Origin of the sequence: Amycolatopsis sp. NPDC051045, from assembly GCF_040682955.1 — a bacterium.
Taxonomy (GTDB): Bacteria; Actinomycetota; Actinomycetes; order Mycobacteriales; family Pseudonocardiaceae; genus Amycolatopsis.
Genome location: NZ_JBFBCC010000015.1, coordinates 118,367 through 132,542, shown reverse-complemented (window position 1 = coordinate 132,542; position 14,176 = coordinate 118,367). Strand labels below are relative to the sequence as shown.

Below are 14,176 nucleotides of genomic sequence, written 5' to 3'. Positions count from 1 at the left end.
CTCATCAGTTCAGGCTGACGCCACGCATGTTAGCGGTAACAGTCGTCTCGCTCACGGGACTGCCGATCCGGCCGAGCCACGGCGGGAACACGACGAAGTGGACCTGAAGCTGACTGGGAGAAGGTCGTGATGAACAGAGGAAGCAACAGCCACCGGAGCCGATCCCTGATCGCTCTGCTCGCCGCCGCGGTGACGTTCGCGGCGGCGGTGATCCTGGGGGTGACACTGGGGGCCAACCCGGCCCTCGCCGACGTCACCGGCGCACTGCACGGTGCCGGTTCGGGCCGGTGCCTGGACGTCCAGAACGCCAGCCAGGCCGACGGCGCCTACCTGCAGATCTACGACTGCTCGGGCGGTACCAGCCAGCAGTGGACGTCGACGACCGCCGGCCTGCTGACGGTGTACGGCAACAAGTGCCTGGACGTGCCCGGCAGCGCGACCACCGCCGGTACCCGGGTGCAGATCTGGACCTGTCACGGCGGGGCGAACCAGCAGTGGCGGGTGAACTCCGACGGCACGATCACCGGCGTCCAGTCCGGGCTCTGCCTGGACGTCAGCGGGGCCGGTACCGCCAACGGCACCGCGGTGACGATCTGGACGTGCCACGGCGGCACCAACCAGAAGTGGACGGGCCTGTCCACCACGCCGACCACGCCGACGACCACCACCCCCGGGAGCAACTGCTCCCTGCCCTCGACGTACCGCTGGTCGTCGACGGGTGCGCTGGCGCAGCCCAAGAACGGGTGGGTTTCGCTGAAGGACTTCACCAACGTCGTCTACAACGGCAAGCACCTCGTCTACGCGTCGAACGTCTCCGGATCGTCGTACGGCTCGATGGCCTTCACCCCCTTCACCAACTGGTCCGACATGGCTTCGGCCGGCCAGACCGGGATGAACCAGGGCACGGTGGCCCCCACGCTGCTCTACTTCGCGCCGAAGAACATCTGGGTGCTCGCGTACCAGTGGGGCGCCTGGCCGTTCATCTACCGCACGTCCAGCGACCCCACCAACCCCAACGGCTGGTCCTCGCCGCAGCCGCTGTTCACGGGCAGCATCTCCGGCTCCGGCACCGGCCCGATCGACCAGACCCTGATCGCCGACGGCTCGAACATGTACCTGTTCTTCGCCGGTGACAACGGGAAGATCTACCGGGCCAGCATGCCGATCGGGAACTTCCCGGGCAGCTTCGGCTCGAACTACACCACGATCATGAGCGACACGCAGGCCAACTTGTTCGAGGCGGTCGAGGTCTACAAGGTCCAAGGCCAGAACCAGTACCTGATGATCGTCGAGGCGATGGGCGCGAACGGGCGCTACTTCCGTTCGTTCACCTCGAACAGCCTGAGCGGCTCGTGGACCCCGCAGGCGGCCAGCGAAAGCAACCCCTTCGCCGGCAAGGCCAACAGCGGGGCCGGCTGGACCAACGACATCAGCCACGGTGACCTGGTCCGCAACAACCCCGACCAGACCAAGACCATCGATCCCTGCAACCTGCAGTTCCTCTACCAGGGCAAGGCCCCCAACGCCAGCGGTCCGTACGACCAGCTGCCGTGGCGGCCGGGTGTCCTGACGCTGCAGCGCTAACCGACCGGTATCCCCTTCGGGGAAGGAACCCCAGCCGCCCGCCGGCTGGGGTTCCTCCTGTACCGGGAGACGTCACGGCCGTCCGGCCGAGGTGATCGCCCGGGTGACCGCGGTGATCGCCGGCGTGGCGGTCCCGGGGAGCCGGGCCACGAGGACCCGGCGGATCTCCGGTGGTGCGCCCTGGACCCGCAGGGAAATCACGCCGGGCGGGACGACCGGCGAAAAGCGTTCCGGGATCGTGGTGACACCGAAGCCACCGGCGACCAGGTGCAGTTTCGTGAGCCAGTCGCGCGCGTGGTGGATGATGCGCGCCCGCCCCGGCAAGCCCGGCCAGACCCCCAGCAGCGGCTCCGCACTCGACGAGGGGCCGGCGATCCAGGGTGCGTCGACCAGTTCGTCGACGTGCACGGAGGTGCGGCCCGCGAACGTGCCCGTGGCCGGCACCGCCACGAGGAGTTCGGTGTCCTCGACGGTGGTGACGTGCAGGCGTGGCGACTCGCCGTCCGGCGGCCGGTGCGGTGGCCGAGAGGTGAGGACGGCGACGTCGATCGAACCGGTGCGCAACGCCCGCGCCAAGCCGGGTGTGGTGCCTTCGCGGGTGGTGACCCGGACCCCGGGCGCCGTCCTGGCGAGCCGGGCGAGCGCGGCGGGCAGGAGCACCGGCCCGGCGCTGGGGACCGACCCGAGCCGCACCAGCTGCGTACGGGGAGCCTCACCGATCAGCTCGCGTTCGGCCGCTTCGACCGACGCCAGGATCGTCCGGGCGTGGCGCAGCAGCGTCAGTCCGGGCTGGGTGAGCCGGACCCCGTCGGCCCGCCGCTCGAACAGGGTGGCACCGGCGCTGCGTTCGAGGGCGACCGCCTGGCGCGAGACCGCGGACTGCGTGTAGCCCAGCTGGGCGGCGGCCGCGGTGAAGCTGCCCGACTCGGCGATCTGGCAAAGCACCCGGAGGCTCGTGCTCGACACGTCCATGCCGACCACGCATAGCACAGATGCGAGATCAGCGCTTCTCGCATGCCCCGGCTCGCCCTAGCGTGCCGAAGGAGGAGACAGAAGGGCTTTCCCATGCGTGCAGCGATACTCACCGCGTTCGGCTCCCCGCTGACGGTCCAGGACGTACCCGCCCCGGAAGCCGGCACCGGCGAGGTACTGGTCGAGGTCCTCGCGACCGGTGTGCCCCCGTACGCGGCCGAGGTGTTCAGCGGTGCACGGCGCTATCCGCTGGAACCCCCGGTCGTGCCGGGGGTCGGTGGCATCGGCCGGGTGGCACGCGTGGGACCGGACGCGACCAAGCTGCAGGTGGGCGACCTGGTGTGGTGCGACCCGACGGTCCGCGCCCGCGACGACGCCCTGACCCCCGACATCACGCTGCAGGGCTGGAGCTCCCGCGGCGAGGGCGGCGCCCGGCTGGCCCGGTACCTGCACGACGGACCGTTCGCCGAACTCATGCGGGTCCCGACCGAGAACGTGTACCGCCTGCCCGCCGGAGCGGCAGCCGATCCCGCGCGCTGGTCCGCGCTGGGCGTGCACACCATCCCGTACGGCGGGCTGCTGGCCGGCCGGCTCGCGGCCGGGGAGACGGTGCTGATCAGCGGGGCGACCGGCAACCTCGGCAGCAGCGCGGTGGCCGTCGCGCTCGCCATGGGTGCCGGGCACGTGGTGGCTCCGGGCCGCAACCGGGCCGTTCTCGACCTGCTCGCCGACCGGTTCGGCCCACGGGTGAGCCCGGTCGGGCTCAGCGGGGACGAAGACACCGACCGCGCGACGATGGCCGCAGCCGCCGGCGGCCCGATCGACCTGGTGCTCGATCTCCTGCCGCCCCAGGCCCCCAGCTCGGCGGCCCGTGCGGCCGCCATGACCGTGCGCGAGTACGGGCGGGTCGTGCTGATGGGCGGCGTCGGCATGCTCGGCGGCGCGGATCTGGCCCTGCCCTACCCCTGGATCATGCGCAACTCGGTGACCGTACGCGGCCAGTGGATGTACCCGCGCGCGGCGAACGTCGGCATGATCCGGCTCATCGCGACGGGTGCCCTGGACCTCGACCCCGAACGCGTCACCCGGTTCGGCCTCGACCGGGTCAACGACGCGATCGCCCACGCAGCCGCCCACGGTGGGCCCTTCGACCGCACCGTCCTGACGCCCGAGGCCTAGACCGTCAACGCAGTCACAGCCGTGAGGCCGTCTCGATCAGCCCGGCCAGAACGCGGGAGCGGCTGTGCGCGGGCCAGACGATGTGGGTGGTGACCGGCGGGGCGTCGCTCAGGGGGACGGCGGCGTGCTCGTCCCACAGCCACGTGCGGGCGGACTCGGGGAAGACCGCCGTGGTGCGGCCGAGGGCGATCAGCTGGGCCAGCTGCGTCTGGTCGTGGACCTCGGGCCCCGGGCCGGGTGGGTAGGTGTCGTGGCGGGGCCAGCGGGCGAGCGGAAGCTCGGGGACGTCCGAGATTTCGGCCAGGGACAACGACTTGCGCGTCGCCAGGGGGTGACTCGCGGGCAGGATCGCCACCTGCCCCTCCGTCACCAGTGCGACGCTGTCGAACCCGGCGAGGGAGTTGAACGGCGTGTGCATGAGCGCCACGTCGGCGCGACCGTCACGCAGCATCGCTTCCTGTTCGCACATGCCGCTCGGCAGGACTTCGATCTCGGCGGCGCCGGGCTCGGCCGCGTGGGCGTCGAGGAGCTTGTTCAGCAGTTCGTGGAACGCGCCGGCTTTCACCGCCAGGACCACCCGGTCGCGGGGACCGCCCGGACGGCCGGCGCCCCCGGCGCGGCGGGTGCGCCGGACGGCGGCGGTCGTCGCGTCGAGCGCCGCGCGGCCCTCCTGCAGCAGGATCTCCCCGGCGCCGGTCAGCGAAACGCCGCGGCGATTGCGCTCCAGCAGGGCGACGCCGAGGCGCCGCTCGAGCTGCTGGATCGCCCGGGACAACGGCGGCTGGGCGATGCCGAGGCGTTCGGCGGCCCGGCCGAAGTGCAGTTCCTCGGCGACGGCGACGAAGTACCGCAGCTCGCGGGTCTCCAAGGTGTCCACGCCACAGCATAGCTCCCGGTGATACCTCCCGAGTATCACAGCGCACCGGATCGGTGTTGGCCGCCTCACCCGGCCGCGAACGAAGATCGACGGCATGAGCACGAACACTGTTTCCCTGCCCGGCGGCACCTGGTCACTGGGCGAGCTGACCGTCACCCGGTTCGGCTACGGCGCCATGCAGCTGGCCGGCCCCGGCGTCATGGGGCCGCCCGCCGACCGCGACGGCGCGCTCGCCGTCCTGCGCACGGCCGTCGACCTCGGCATCACCCACATCGACACCTCCGGCGCCTACGGCCCGCGCGTCACCAACGAGCTGATCCGCGAGGCGCTGCACCCCTACCCCGCCTCGCTGCACATCGTGACCAAGGTCGGCTCGCACCGCGACGAGCAGGGTGGCTGGCCCCCGGCCCGGCGGCCCGAGCAGCTGCGCCGCGCCGTCCACGAGAACCTGGAAACCCTTGGCCTCGACCGGCTCGACCTGGTCAACCTCCGCCTCGGCGACGCCCGGGGGCCGCAGCCCGGCTCGCTCGCCGAGGCGTTCGGCACCCTCGTCGAACTCCAGCGCCAGGGCTTGATCCGGCACCTCGGCGTTTCCAACGCCACCCCGGAGCAGGTCGCCGAAGCACAGGCGATCGCGCCGATCGTGTGCGTGCAGAACATGTACAACCTCGCCCACCGCCACGACGACCCGCTGATCGACGAGCTCGCCGGCCAAGGCATCGCGTACGTGCCGTTCTTCCCGCTCGGCGGGTTCAGCCCGCTGCAGTCCTCGGCACTGTCGGCGGTCGCCTCGCGGCTGGACACGACACCGATGTCGGTCGCACTGGCCTGGCTGCTGCGGCGATCGCCGAACATCCTGCTCATCCCCGGCACCTCGTCGGTGGCGCACCTGACCGAGAACGTTGCGGGCGCGGGAATTCCGCTCTCCGGCGACGACCTGGCCGAACTGGACGGGATCGGGGTGGAGCGAGGCGCCGCCGGCTGAGATTCTTCCGGGGCCGCCAAGCGGGTCCCGGCCGCCCCCGGGGCCAAGGTCGAGGTCCGGCGGGTGCCCGGCAGCGACGAGGTTCCGCAGGCCGGGCAGTGATCGTCGGGCGACGGACCGGGAACGAGGGCCGGCTCTGATGGGGACCGCCGATGTCGAGGCCGTCTGGCGGATCGAGTCGGCGCGGATCGTGGCCGCGCTGACCCGGTTCACCGGCGATTTCGGGCTGGCCGAGGACGCCGCCCAGGAGGCGGTGGCCGAGGCGCTGGTGTCGTGGCCGGCGGCCGCTCCGGCCAATCCGGCCGGCTGGCTGATGGTCACGGCCCCGCGGCGCGCGATCGACGCGATCCGCCGCCGGGCCGCCCTCCAGGACCGCTACGCCGTGCTGGCGGCCGACGGGGAACCCGACCCGGGAGAGGTCGATCCCGACCGGATCGACGACGACGTGCTGGCGCTGATGTTCATCAGCTGTCACCCGGTGCTTTCCCGCGAAGCCCGGGTGGCGCTGACCCTGCGCGTGGTCGGCGGCCTGTCCAGCGAGGAGATCGCCCGCGCGTTCCTCGTCCCCGTGCCGACCGTGCAAGCCCGCATCACCCGGGGCAAGAAGACGATCGCGGCGGCCGGGGTGCCGTTCGAACTGCCCTCGGCGGGCGAGCGCCGGGAGCGCGATCGCCGCCGCCCACGCGTCGGCACCCTCGGTCGAGGCGACCGACTGGGACCGGATCGTGGTGCTCTACGAGGCACTGGGCCGGGTCGCGCCGTCGCCGGTGGTCGAGCTCAACCGGGCGGTCGCCGTGGCCATGGCCTCGGGTCCGGCGCAGGCCCTGGCCATCGTGGACGAGCTGATCGCCTTGGACCGCCTCCCCGGTTCCCACCTGGCCCCGACCGTGCGCGGCGAGCTGCTGGCCCGGCTCGGCCGGCGTCCGGAGGCCCGCGCCGAGCTGGAGCTGGCGGCCCGGCTGTGCACCAACCAGCGCGAACGCTCGGTGCTGCTGCACAAGGCGGCCGAGCTGGGCTGACCACCTTCGGATGCCACACGCCCGGCCTGCGTTCGGCTTGCGCTGGACGACCTCGGCGAGTCACCACCACGCCGATCAGCCTCTCCCCATACTCAGCTCTGCTGCACGCCGGCGCCGGCTCGTCCGGAAACTGTCTACTGTGGACGGCTGGGTGCGGCTCGCGCAGCGCCGGTAGCGCGGGCCTCGGCGTCGGCCGCGACGGCCGGGTCATCCGCATGCGCGCCGGCGACACCGCTTTCCTTCAGTAGCGTGCACACCGAAACTTTCGCCGTGGGGAATAACCCCACCACTTTCCCGGCGTTTGGTTGAAGTTTGGCCGGGTGAAGTATAAGCTGCTGCCTACCCTGGGAGCGCTCCCACATGGACCACCACCGCTCGATCATCCGAGAATGGAGGCTCATTCATGCGTTCGCGCAGCATCTCCGGGTCCGACACCAGACGACGGGGCTTCGTCGCCCTGGTCATCGCCGGGCTGGCTTGCCTGTTCGTCGGAGTCCCGGCCGCTTCGGCGCACGGGACCATCGTCAGCCCCCCGACCCGCGCCTACCAGTGCTGGAGCGACTGGGGCAGCCAGCACACCAACCCCGCCATGCAACAGCAGGATCCCATGTGCTGGCAGGCTTTCCAGGCCAACGCCGACACCATGTGGAACTGGATGAGCGCGCTGCGGGACGGGCTGCACGGCAACTTCCAGGGCTCGACGCCCGACGGGCAGCTCTGCAGCAACGGCCTCTCGCGCAACAACTCCCTGAACACCCCCGGCGCGTGGCGGACGACCAGCATCGGCAGCAGTTTCTCGATGCACCTGTACGACCAGGCGAGCCACGGCGCCGACTACATCCGCGTGTACGTCAGCAAGAACGGGTACGACCCCACCACGCAGCGCCTGGGCTGGGGCAACCTCGACCAGATCACGCAGACCGGCCGCTACGCCCCGGCGAAGGACATCACCTTCAACGTCCAGACCAACGGCAGCTACCGGGGACACCACGTCGTGTTCACGATCTGGCAGGCTTCGCACCAGGACCAGACCTACATGTGGTGCAGTGACGTGAACTTCGGTTGACGTCGATTCCGGCGGTGCCGCATTGAACAGAACGCTTCTGTTCAATGCGGCACCGCCGTGTTCTTCTCTGACCGATCTTGAGCGTTTCGCTTCGGAACTCTGGCCGCTTCCCCCCGGATTCTGTTAACCAGTGTCTCGAACATTCGGCTGCGCAAGGGTGCTGATCCGGAAGGAACGAGCCGATGAGATCGCCGAACCACTCCGTACTCCGCAGGGCGCTGTCCAAGGCGCTCAGGCTCTTGGCGCTGTTCGCGCTCGCCGGCGGGCTGCTGACCGCCGGCCCGCCGCAGGCCCAGGCGTCCACCGCCGGGATCAAGGGCGTCAACTGGGCCGACACGAGGGACAACTTCGTCAACGGCGTGCTGTACGTGTCCGGGCTCAGTTCCACGGACACCTACAGCACGGCCGCCGCCACGGCGAACCAGGTGGTCGGTCAGCTGTACTCGATCACCGGGGCCGACACGGTCCGGCTGCCCATCAACGAGCCGACGGTCTCCGACTACTGGGGCACCTACACCGGGGCGATCGACACCGCGCTCACCAAGGGCAAAGTGATCCTGGCCTACTGGGCGTACACCGGCGGCAAGCCGACGGACACGGCCCGGTTCGAGCAAATGTGGGACAAGGTGATCGCGAAGTACGGCAGCAACCCGAACGCCTACTTCGAGGTCATCAACGAGCCGCACGGCTACGGCACCGGCGACCTGAACAACTTCTACAACACCTGGCTCGGGCGCTACCCCGGCGTGCCGCGCGGCCGGGTCATCCTCGACGGGGCCGGCCTCGCCCAGAACGTGCCCGCGGTCGGCGGCGACCGCCGGCTCGACGGGACGCTGCTGGCGGCCCACGACTACTCGTTCTTCGCGGGCTACGAGAGCGAAACCGAGTGGGCCGACCACATCGGCGGCTACATCGGCGCCTACGCGGACCGGACCGTCGTCACCGAGTGGGGCGGCCCGATGTCGCCCGGCAGCAAGAACGGCGTCCACTACAACACCATCGACTACAGCATCCCGAGCGGATCGTTCTTCGCCGACTACATCCGGGGCGTCAGCGCGAAGCTGCGAAGCCTCGGCGTGGGCAGCGTGTACTGGCCGGGCCTGCGCGACGGCGACTGGTACAGCCTGACCACCAGGACCGGAACCGGCTCCGGTACCAAGCTGACGCTGTCGAACCCCACCGGGCTGGCCCGGCTGCAGTACGCATGGGGCTCCGGCAACGGGGGCGGCACCTACGTCCGGATCGTCAACGCCGCCACCGGCCTGTCCGTCGACGGCATGGGCCGGACCTCGGGCGGCGCCAGCGCCGGCCAGGCCGGCAGCGACCCCGGCCGCTACGACCAGCAGTGGGTCATCGAGAACTCCGGCAACCGCGTGCGCATCAAGAACCGCGCCACCGGCCTCTACCTGGACGGCGCGGGCCGCACCACCAACGGCGCCGCCGTGAGCCAGTACGCCGGCAGCAGCAGCGGCAACCAGCAGTGGTCGGTCGTGACCGACGCCGACAACGTCCGCATCAGGAACGGCACCACCGGGGAGTACCTCGACGGCATGGGCCGCACCGGCAGCGGTGCCGATCTCGGCCAGTACGGCGACAGCGGCAGCGCCAACCAGCGGTGGCGCATCGTCGCCGCCGGCTGAGTCCGCCCCGGCCGGGCGGGGCTGCGGTCGCCGCCCGGCGGGGCTGCGGTCCCCGCCCGGCGGGGCTGCGGTCGCCCAGCCGGGGGGCTGCGGTCGCCGCCCGGCGGGCCGGCTGCGGTCGCCCAGCCAGCGGGGCTGCGGTCGCCCAGCAGGCGGGGCTGCGGTCGCCCAGCGGACGGGCTGCGGTCCTCGCCCGGCCGGGGAAGCCCCTTCCTGCGCCCCTCGCCGGATGTCCGCCCATCGCCGTCCCGCTCGGGTGTGGTGCGGGGCGCAGGCGCGTCAACCCGGCCGAGACCGGCACGAACGCCCCGGGAGCGAGCCGGCGGCTAGCCGGTCTCGGCTCCTCGACCGAAGGCACGCAGGAACGTGTCGACGATGACGTCGGCGGCCTGTGCGTCGCTCAGCTCGGGGAGTTCCCGCGTGGAGAGGTGCACCAGCTGCCCCAGCACGTTGCCCGGCCAGCGGGCGGGCAGGCCCGGCCGGAGGAACCCTTCGTCGGTGGCCCGCTGGAGGAACAGCTCGACTTCGTCGACCGCGCGCAGGCGGCGCGCCCAGATCTCCGGGTCGGTGCGCATCCTGCTCACCTCGGTCGGCCAGGTGCGGTTCACCCCGACGATCCCCTCGACGTACCGGTGTAGGGCCACCGGCACCGGCGCCTCCCGGAGCCGGGCGGTCTCGATCGCCGCCTCGATCGCGTCCAGCCGGGCCTGGTACACCGCCGCCAGCAGCTCGTCGCGGCCCGCGAAGCGGCGGTAAACCGTCCGGCGGTCCACGCCGGCCTCCGCCGCGATCGCCGCGATGCTCGTCGCGGGGTCGTCGGCGAGCATGCGGGCACCCGTCGTCAGCAGCAGTTCGAGGTTGCGGGCGGCGTCGGCTCTCACGCCCTCAACGTACCCCGCACTGTCGCCTTCGCAGCGCTAACCGCCACAGCAGTGAGGCGCTGGAGCGCCGGCTCAGCCGCGTTCGGCGAAGGCGGCGAACATCCCGGGCTCGTAGGAACCGCCCTTCTGGTGCACGATCACGGCGAGCCGGTTGGCCGCGTTGATCAGGGCCACCAAGGCGACCAAGGCGGCGAGTTGCTCGTCGTCGTAGTGCTCGCGCACGCGGCCCCAGGTCTCGTCGGACACGCCGTCGGCGGCGTCGGCGAGGCGGGTGCCCTCCTCGGCCAGTGCGAGCGCGGCCCGCTCGGCCTCGGTGAACACCGTCGCCTCGCGCCACGCGGCGACGAGGGCGAGCCGGACCGCCGTCTCCCCGGCCGCCGCGGCCTCCTTGGCGTGCATGTCGAGGCACCAGCCGCACCCGTTGATCTGGCTGACCCGCAGGTTGACCAGCTCCCGGGTGGTCTTCGGCAGCGGCGACCGGTCGATGACCTGCCCCAGGTTGGCGAACCGCTTGCCGAGCCGGGAGCCGGTCTCGGTGGTGAACAGGTCGATGCGGGGTTCCATGTCTGCGTCCTCACTGGGGTCGTCGGGCGGGAACGACCTAGAGACACCGGTGGGCCGAAGCTTGTGACAGTTACCCGTTCGGGTCGGCCACCTGGAGTTCCACCCGGTGCCGCAGGTAGCCGTCGGAGTGGGTCCGCGCGATGCGCACGGCCTCGGCGACCAGCGGCTGCAGTTCGGCGGGGTAGCCGGCCGGGTCGAGCGAGAGGCCGGGCAGCACGCACCGGCGCACGTCGAGATCGTCGTGGGCCACGAATTCGCGCAGTGCGGCGCGGTTCCAGCGGTCTTGGAGGTCTTCGAACGTCTCCAGCGTGGCCCAGTACCAGGCGCGGGCCGCTCCGGCGCGTTCCGGATCCGAGCCGGCGGTGAGGATTTCGAGGAGTGCTTCCTGCGTCCGGCGCGCACCGAACGCCGCACGCAGCGGCTCGACGAACTGCCGGTTGAGGCTCGGATCCGGGTCGCGGACGGCGGCACGCACGAGGGCACCGAAGAACGGCTCCGGCAGCTCGGCCGGGTAGTCGGAGTACCGATAGCCCAGAGCCACCCGCAGGGCGCCCCGTTGCTCCTCCTCGTCCGAGCCGGCGTCGACCGTCCTCGCGGGCAGGTGGGTGCCGACCAGCTCGAGCAGTTCGGTCATGCAGCGCCGGAGTTCAGCGGTCCCCCGGGCGGCGGGGCCCGGCAGGGCCATCAGGTGGGGCGGATCGTCGGAGCTCATCTCGTCCTCCGCGGCAGGCGGAACCCATCCTCGGATCATCTCCTCGGTCACCCCGGTCGTTACCGACGCAACCGCGGTGTATCACCGCCCGTCCCGCCGTGCTCAGTGGGGCGAAGGTGCTACGGATCGAGGAAGGGACCGACATGTTCGCAACGTTTTCCGGAAGCAGAAGCCGGCTCGTGCGCAGGTTGGGTGGCGTCACCGTCGCCGCCGTGGTGTCCGCCGCGCTGATGGCCGGCACGGCCGGGGTGGCCCATGCCTCCTTGTCGCAGGTGCAGGACGGGTTCGAGGTCAACCCGCAGAGCTCGTGGCTGGTGGCGACCGGCGGTTCGGCCTCGGCCGGGTTCGACGTCGGGGCCGGGACCGCCCGCTCCGGGCGGAACAACGGCTGGCTGTTCGCCACCAACGGCTGGGCGTTCGAGGGCTTCTGGGTGCCCACGAACTCGGTGCCGCGCAACGCCCAGTGCGCTTCGCAGTTCTCCATGCAGACCGCCGGCGGGGCCCAGGTCGGCATCGAGATCTGGGACGCCAACGCGCACCTGCTGTACAGCACCTACCCGTGGCTCAACGGCAGCGGCGCGTACCAGGCGGTCAACACCGCCCGGTGGAACCTCAACGGCGTCAACCCGGTGTTCGTCAAGGCGATCGTCGGGGCGAACGGCTCGTCCCGGTTCATCCGGCTCGACGACATGACCACCCAGTGCTACTGGTGAGCGGGCTGTACCATCACTGCCGATGAGCTGGGCGGGGTGGAAAGTGCGGTTGCGGGAGGTCCGCCCGGCGGACCAGCGCACCCTGATCGGGTTCGACCGCGACTCCGCCCGCGCCCACGATCCCCGGGTCGGCGGCTACCGCCACTGGGCGACGCACCGGGTCGTCGCCGATTCCGGTGACGACTTCCACTTCGCCATCGAGACACTGCACAACCGGACGCTGGTCGGGTCGATCTGGATCCAGGCCGACCCGGCTTCCGGCCGGTTCAGCTACGGCATCGGGATCGGGCCCCAGTACCGGCGCTGCGGTTACGCCGCCGATGCCGTCACCGTCCTGCTGGCGTTCATGTTCGAGCTGCGCCGCTACCACAAGTGCGAGGTCAGCATCAACGGCAGCAACTTCGCCTCGCTGGCGCTGCACGGCGAACTCGGCTTCCGCGAAGAGGGCCGGCCGCGCGACACCGAACTGCGCCGCGGGGAGATCCGGTACCCGGTGCTGATGGGGATCACGGCGGACCGGTTCGCGGAACACCAGCCGGCGTTCATCGCCGCCCGGGGTCCGGTGCGCCCCTGGCGGGGCCGGCATTGGCGGACACCGCGGCGAGGACGGCACTGGCGCACCGACCACCTGCGCCCGGCTCGCTGAGGCGGAAACCCCTACCGAAATCGCCGTCAACCCCTATTCCGAGCCCATTCGAATAGGAGCCGGACATCTTGACACGGTGATCTGCGGTCAGGCATCGTCGAGAGACGAAGACCACATTTCCGGTTCTTCCTCCCGCGTTCACGAACCCACGGAGAATGCATCATGTCGAAGATCAAGGTGACGCTTTCCGGTGGTCCGGCCGAGCTGATCGAGCGGCACCGCGAATGGACGGTCGGCAGCATCGGCGAAGTCGCGAAGGTCAGCTTCGGCGCCGGCTACGAACACTTCTCCCACGAGGGCGAGTTCACCACGACCACCAGCGGCGACCAGGTGCCGGTGTTCGCCTGGTGCGGCCGCACGCGCGTCGCGGAGTGATCCACCCCGATCTCCACCGCGGGGTGGTCCCGCTCCACCCGGGTGCCGCACTAGCTTCCTTTCCGTCGGAATCATCCGGAAAGGAAAGCCATGAGCGAAGTACTCGGATTCATGTTTCTTCGGTTCGCCGTGATCGGCGGCGGAATCCTGCTGCTGGTCCTGCTGCTCGGCGTGGTCGTGCTCGTCCTGAAGAAAGCGGGCCGGCTCGACCAGGCGAGGCGGATGGTCGAGCCCGTCGTGCGCGCCAGGCTGAGCCAGGAGCGGCGCGAGGACGACCCTAAGCCGTGAAGCCGCGGCCCAGGCCGTGCTGCACGGCGTAGCGCAGCGCCTCGATCCGGTTGCGCACGCCGATCTTGGCGAACGCGTTGTTGATGTGCGTCTTCACCGTCGCCTCGGCGATGACCAGCTCGGCCGCGATCTCCCCGTTGCTCAGCCCGGCGGCGATCAGGCCGAGCACCTCAGCCTCGCGCGCGGTCAGCCCGTCCGGCAAGCGGTCCTTTTCGCCGCCCCGGCCGGACAGCGCGGAAGCCACCCGGCCCGAAACGCCGGCGCCGAAGGTCAGCTGCCCGGCGGCCACGGCCCGCAGTGCGGCGCCGATCTCGGCGCGGCCCGCGTCCTTCGTCAGGTACCCGCGCGCGCCCGCGGCCAGTGCCCCGGCGATCGATCCGTCGTCCGCGTACGTCGTCAGCACCAGGACAGCCACTCCGGGGTGGTCGCGGACGATCCGCTCGGTCGCTTCGACGCCGCCCATCACCGGCATGGTGAGGTCCATCAGCACCGCGTCGATCCGGTCGAGCTGCCCGAGCAGGGCGAGCGCTTCGGCGCCGTCGGCGGCCGAGCCGGCCACCTCGACGTCGTCGAGCAGGCCCATGAGCGCGACCAGGCCTTCGCGCACGGCCTGCTGGTCGTCCACCACGACGACCCTGATCACCCGTGGCTCCCCCATGATCCCCCTCCCGCACC

Annotated in this window: 15 protein-coding genes and 1 pseudogene; 10 read left to right on the top strand and 6 right to left on the bottom strand. The window is 71.2% G+C overall.

Going from position 1 to position 14,176, the window contains the following annotated elements; translation table 11 throughout:
• Positions 1-129: 129 nt before the first annotated feature.
• Positions 130-1,584 carry a non-reducing end alpha-L-arabinofuranosidase family hydrolase gene (locus AB0M80_RS30810; RefSeq protein WP_364571939.1) on the top strand — a complete coding sequence of 485 codons (1,455 nt, stop codon included), beginning with the start codon at positions 130-132 and terminating at the stop codon, positions 1,582-1,584.
• A 72-nt stretch (positions 1,585-1,656) separates the two neighbouring features.
• Here the strand turns inward: AB0M80_RS30810 and AB0M80_RS30805 are convergent, their stop codons facing one another.
• Entirely contained in the window at positions 1,657-2,556 is a 900-nt protein-coding gene (locus tag AB0M80_RS30805; RefSeq protein ID WP_364571937.1) for a LysR family transcriptional regulator, read from the bottom strand.
• A gap of 93 nt (positions 2,557-2,649) precedes the next feature.
• Between AB0M80_RS30805 and AB0M80_RS30800 the strand changes: the two genes are divergently transcribed.
• The gene (locus tag AB0M80_RS30800) at positions 2,650-3,735 is read left to right on the top strand and encodes an alcohol dehydrogenase catalytic domain-containing protein (RefSeq protein ID WP_364571935.1); all 1,086 of its coding nucleotides are present in this window, start codon (positions 2,650-2,652) and stop codon (positions 3,733-3,735) included.
• 13 nt (positions 3,736-3,748) lie between these two features.
• Here the strand turns inward: AB0M80_RS30800 and AB0M80_RS30795 are convergent, their stop codons facing one another.
• On the bottom strand, positions 3,749-4,612 hold the full coding sequence (locus AB0M80_RS30795; protein ID WP_364571933.1) for a LysR family transcriptional regulator: 864 nt from the start codon (positions 4,610-4,612) through the stop codon (positions 3,749-3,751).
• Positions 4,613-4,706: 94 nt separating this feature from the next.
• Between AB0M80_RS30795 and AB0M80_RS30790 the strand changes: the two genes are divergently transcribed.
• The 4 genes and pseudogenes from AB0M80_RS30790 (at position 4,707) to AB0M80_RS30775 (ending at position 9,322) form a co-directional block, all read left to right on the top strand.
• The gene (locus tag AB0M80_RS30790; RefSeq protein WP_364571931.1) at positions 4,707-5,597 is read left to right on the top strand and encodes an aldo/keto reductase family oxidoreductase; all 891 of its coding nucleotides are present in this window, start codon (positions 4,707-4,709) and stop codon (positions 5,595-5,597) included.
• A 139-nt stretch (positions 5,598-5,736) separates the two neighbouring features.
• Positions 5,737-6,616 (top strand): annotated as a pseudogene (locus AB0M80_RS30785) (sigma factor-like helix-turn-helix DNA-binding protein).
• A 403-nt stretch (positions 6,617-7,019) separates the two neighbouring features.
• A complete protein-coding gene (locus AB0M80_RS30780; protein WP_364571929.1) occupies positions 7,020-7,682 on the top strand; it encodes a lytic polysaccharide monooxygenase in 663 nt (220 codons plus the stop codon).
• Between the two features lie 182 nt (positions 7,683-7,864).
• Complete coding sequence (locus AB0M80_RS30775; RefSeq protein WP_364571927.1) at positions 7,865-9,322, top strand: ricin-type beta-trefoil lectin domain protein; 1,458 nt, start codon at positions 7,865-7,867, stop codon at positions 9,320-9,322.
• A 326-nt stretch (positions 9,323-9,648) separates the two neighbouring features.
• Here the strand turns inward: AB0M80_RS30775 and AB0M80_RS30770 are convergent, their stop codons facing one another.
• From AB0M80_RS30770 to AB0M80_RS30760, 3 genes are all read right to left on the bottom strand, one after another.
• Positions 9,649-10,203 (bottom strand): helix-turn-helix domain-containing protein, encoded by a 555-nt coding sequence (locus AB0M80_RS30770; RefSeq protein ID WP_364571925.1) that lies wholly within the window; start codon positions 10,201-10,203, stop codon positions 9,649-9,651.
• A 72-nt stretch (positions 10,204-10,275) separates the two neighbouring features.
• Positions 10,276-10,767 carry a carboxymuconolactone decarboxylase family protein gene (locus AB0M80_RS30765; RefSeq protein ID WP_364571923.1) on the bottom strand — a complete coding sequence of 164 codons (492 nt, stop codon included), beginning with the start codon at positions 10,765-10,767 and terminating at the stop codon, positions 10,276-10,278.
• 70 nt (positions 10,768-10,837) lie between these two features.
• Positions 10,838-11,479: a hypothetical protein gene (locus AB0M80_RS30760; protein WP_364571921.1), complete on the bottom strand. Its 642-nt coding sequence runs from the start codon at positions 11,477-11,479 to the stop codon at positions 10,838-10,840.
• Between the two features lie 179 nt (positions 11,480-11,658).
• On the opposite strand from AB0M80_RS30760, the gene AB0M80_RS30755 reads away from it, so the two are divergent.
• The 4 genes from AB0M80_RS30755 to AB0M80_RS30740 all read left to right on the top strand — a co-directional run bounded on the left by AB0M80_RS30755 (position 11,659) and on the right by AB0M80_RS30740 (position 13,501).
• Positions 11,659-12,192, top strand: coding sequence for a hypothetical protein (locus tag AB0M80_RS30755; RefSeq protein WP_364571919.1), 534 nt, complete (start codon positions 11,659-11,661; stop codon positions 12,190-12,192).
• 22 nt (positions 12,193-12,214) lie between these two features.
• Positions 12,215-12,838 (top strand): GNAT family N-acetyltransferase, encoded by a 624-nt coding sequence (locus AB0M80_RS30750; RefSeq protein ID WP_364571917.1) that lies wholly within the window; start codon positions 12,215-12,217, stop codon positions 12,836-12,838.
• A 162-nt stretch (positions 12,839-13,000) separates the two neighbouring features.
• Complete coding sequence (locus AB0M80_RS30745) at positions 13,001-13,213, top strand: DUF5988 family protein (RefSeq protein ID WP_364571915.1); 213 nt, start codon at positions 13,001-13,003, stop codon at positions 13,211-13,213.
• A gap of 90 nt (positions 13,214-13,303) precedes the next feature.
• Positions 13,304-13,501: a hypothetical protein gene (locus tag AB0M80_RS30740; RefSeq protein WP_364571913.1), complete on the top strand. Its 198-nt coding sequence runs from the start codon at positions 13,304-13,306 to the stop codon at positions 13,499-13,501.
• Here the strand turns inward: AB0M80_RS30740 and AB0M80_RS30735 are convergent.
• A complete protein-coding gene (locus tag AB0M80_RS30735) occupies positions 13,491-14,144 on the bottom strand; it encodes a response regulator transcription factor (RefSeq protein ID WP_364571911.1) in 654 nt (217 codons plus the stop codon). The two genes, AB0M80_RS30740 and AB0M80_RS30735, sit on opposite strands and share 11 nt — an antisense overlap.
• Between the last annotated feature and the right edge of the window lie 32 nt (positions 14,145-14,176).

What these genes read in the sequence shown, in the direction of transcription:
- AB0M80_RS30810 (WP_364571939.1), top strand. Translation starts at nt 130, where the DNA reads ATGAACAGAGGAAGCAACAGCCACCGGAGCCGATCCCTGATCGCTCTG.
- AB0M80_RS30805 (WP_364571937.1), bottom strand. Translation starts at nt 2,556, where the DNA reads ATGGACGTGTCGAGCACGAGCCTCCGGGTGCTTTGCCAGATCGCCGAG.
- AB0M80_RS30800 (WP_364571935.1), top strand. Translation starts at nt 2,650, where the DNA reads ATGCGTGCAGCGATACTCACCGCGTTCGGCTCCCCGCTGACGGTCCAG.
- AB0M80_RS30790 (WP_364571931.1), top strand. Translation starts at nt 4,707, where the DNA reads ATGAGCACGAACACTGTTTCCCTGCCCGGCGGCACCTGGTCACTGGGC.
- AB0M80_RS30780 (WP_364571929.1), top strand. Translation starts at nt 7,020, where the DNA reads ATGCGTTCGCGCAGCATCTCCGGGTCCGACACCAGACGACGGGGCTTC.
- AB0M80_RS30775 (WP_364571927.1), top strand. Translation starts at nt 7,865, where the DNA reads ATGAGATCGCCGAACCACTCCGTACTCCGCAGGGCGCTGTCCAAGGCG.
- AB0M80_RS30765 (WP_364571923.1), bottom strand. Translation starts at nt 10,767, where the DNA reads ATGGAACCCCGCATCGACCTGTTCACCACCGAGACCGGCTCCCGGCTC.
- AB0M80_RS30760 (WP_364571921.1), bottom strand. Translation starts at nt 11,479, where the DNA reads ATGAGCTCCGACGATCCGCCCCACCTGATGGCCCTGCCGGGCCCCGCC.
- AB0M80_RS30750 (WP_364571917.1), top strand. Translation starts at nt 12,215, where the DNA reads ATGAGCTGGGCGGGGTGGAAAGTGCGGTTGCGGGAGGTCCGCCCGGCG.
- AB0M80_RS30745 (WP_364571915.1), top strand. Translation starts at nt 13,001, where the DNA reads ATGTCGAAGATCAAGGTGACGCTTTCCGGTGGTCCGGCCGAGCTGATC.
- AB0M80_RS30740 (WP_364571913.1), top strand. Translation starts at nt 13,304, where the DNA reads ATGAGCGAAGTACTCGGATTCATGTTTCTTCGGTTCGCCGTGATCGGC.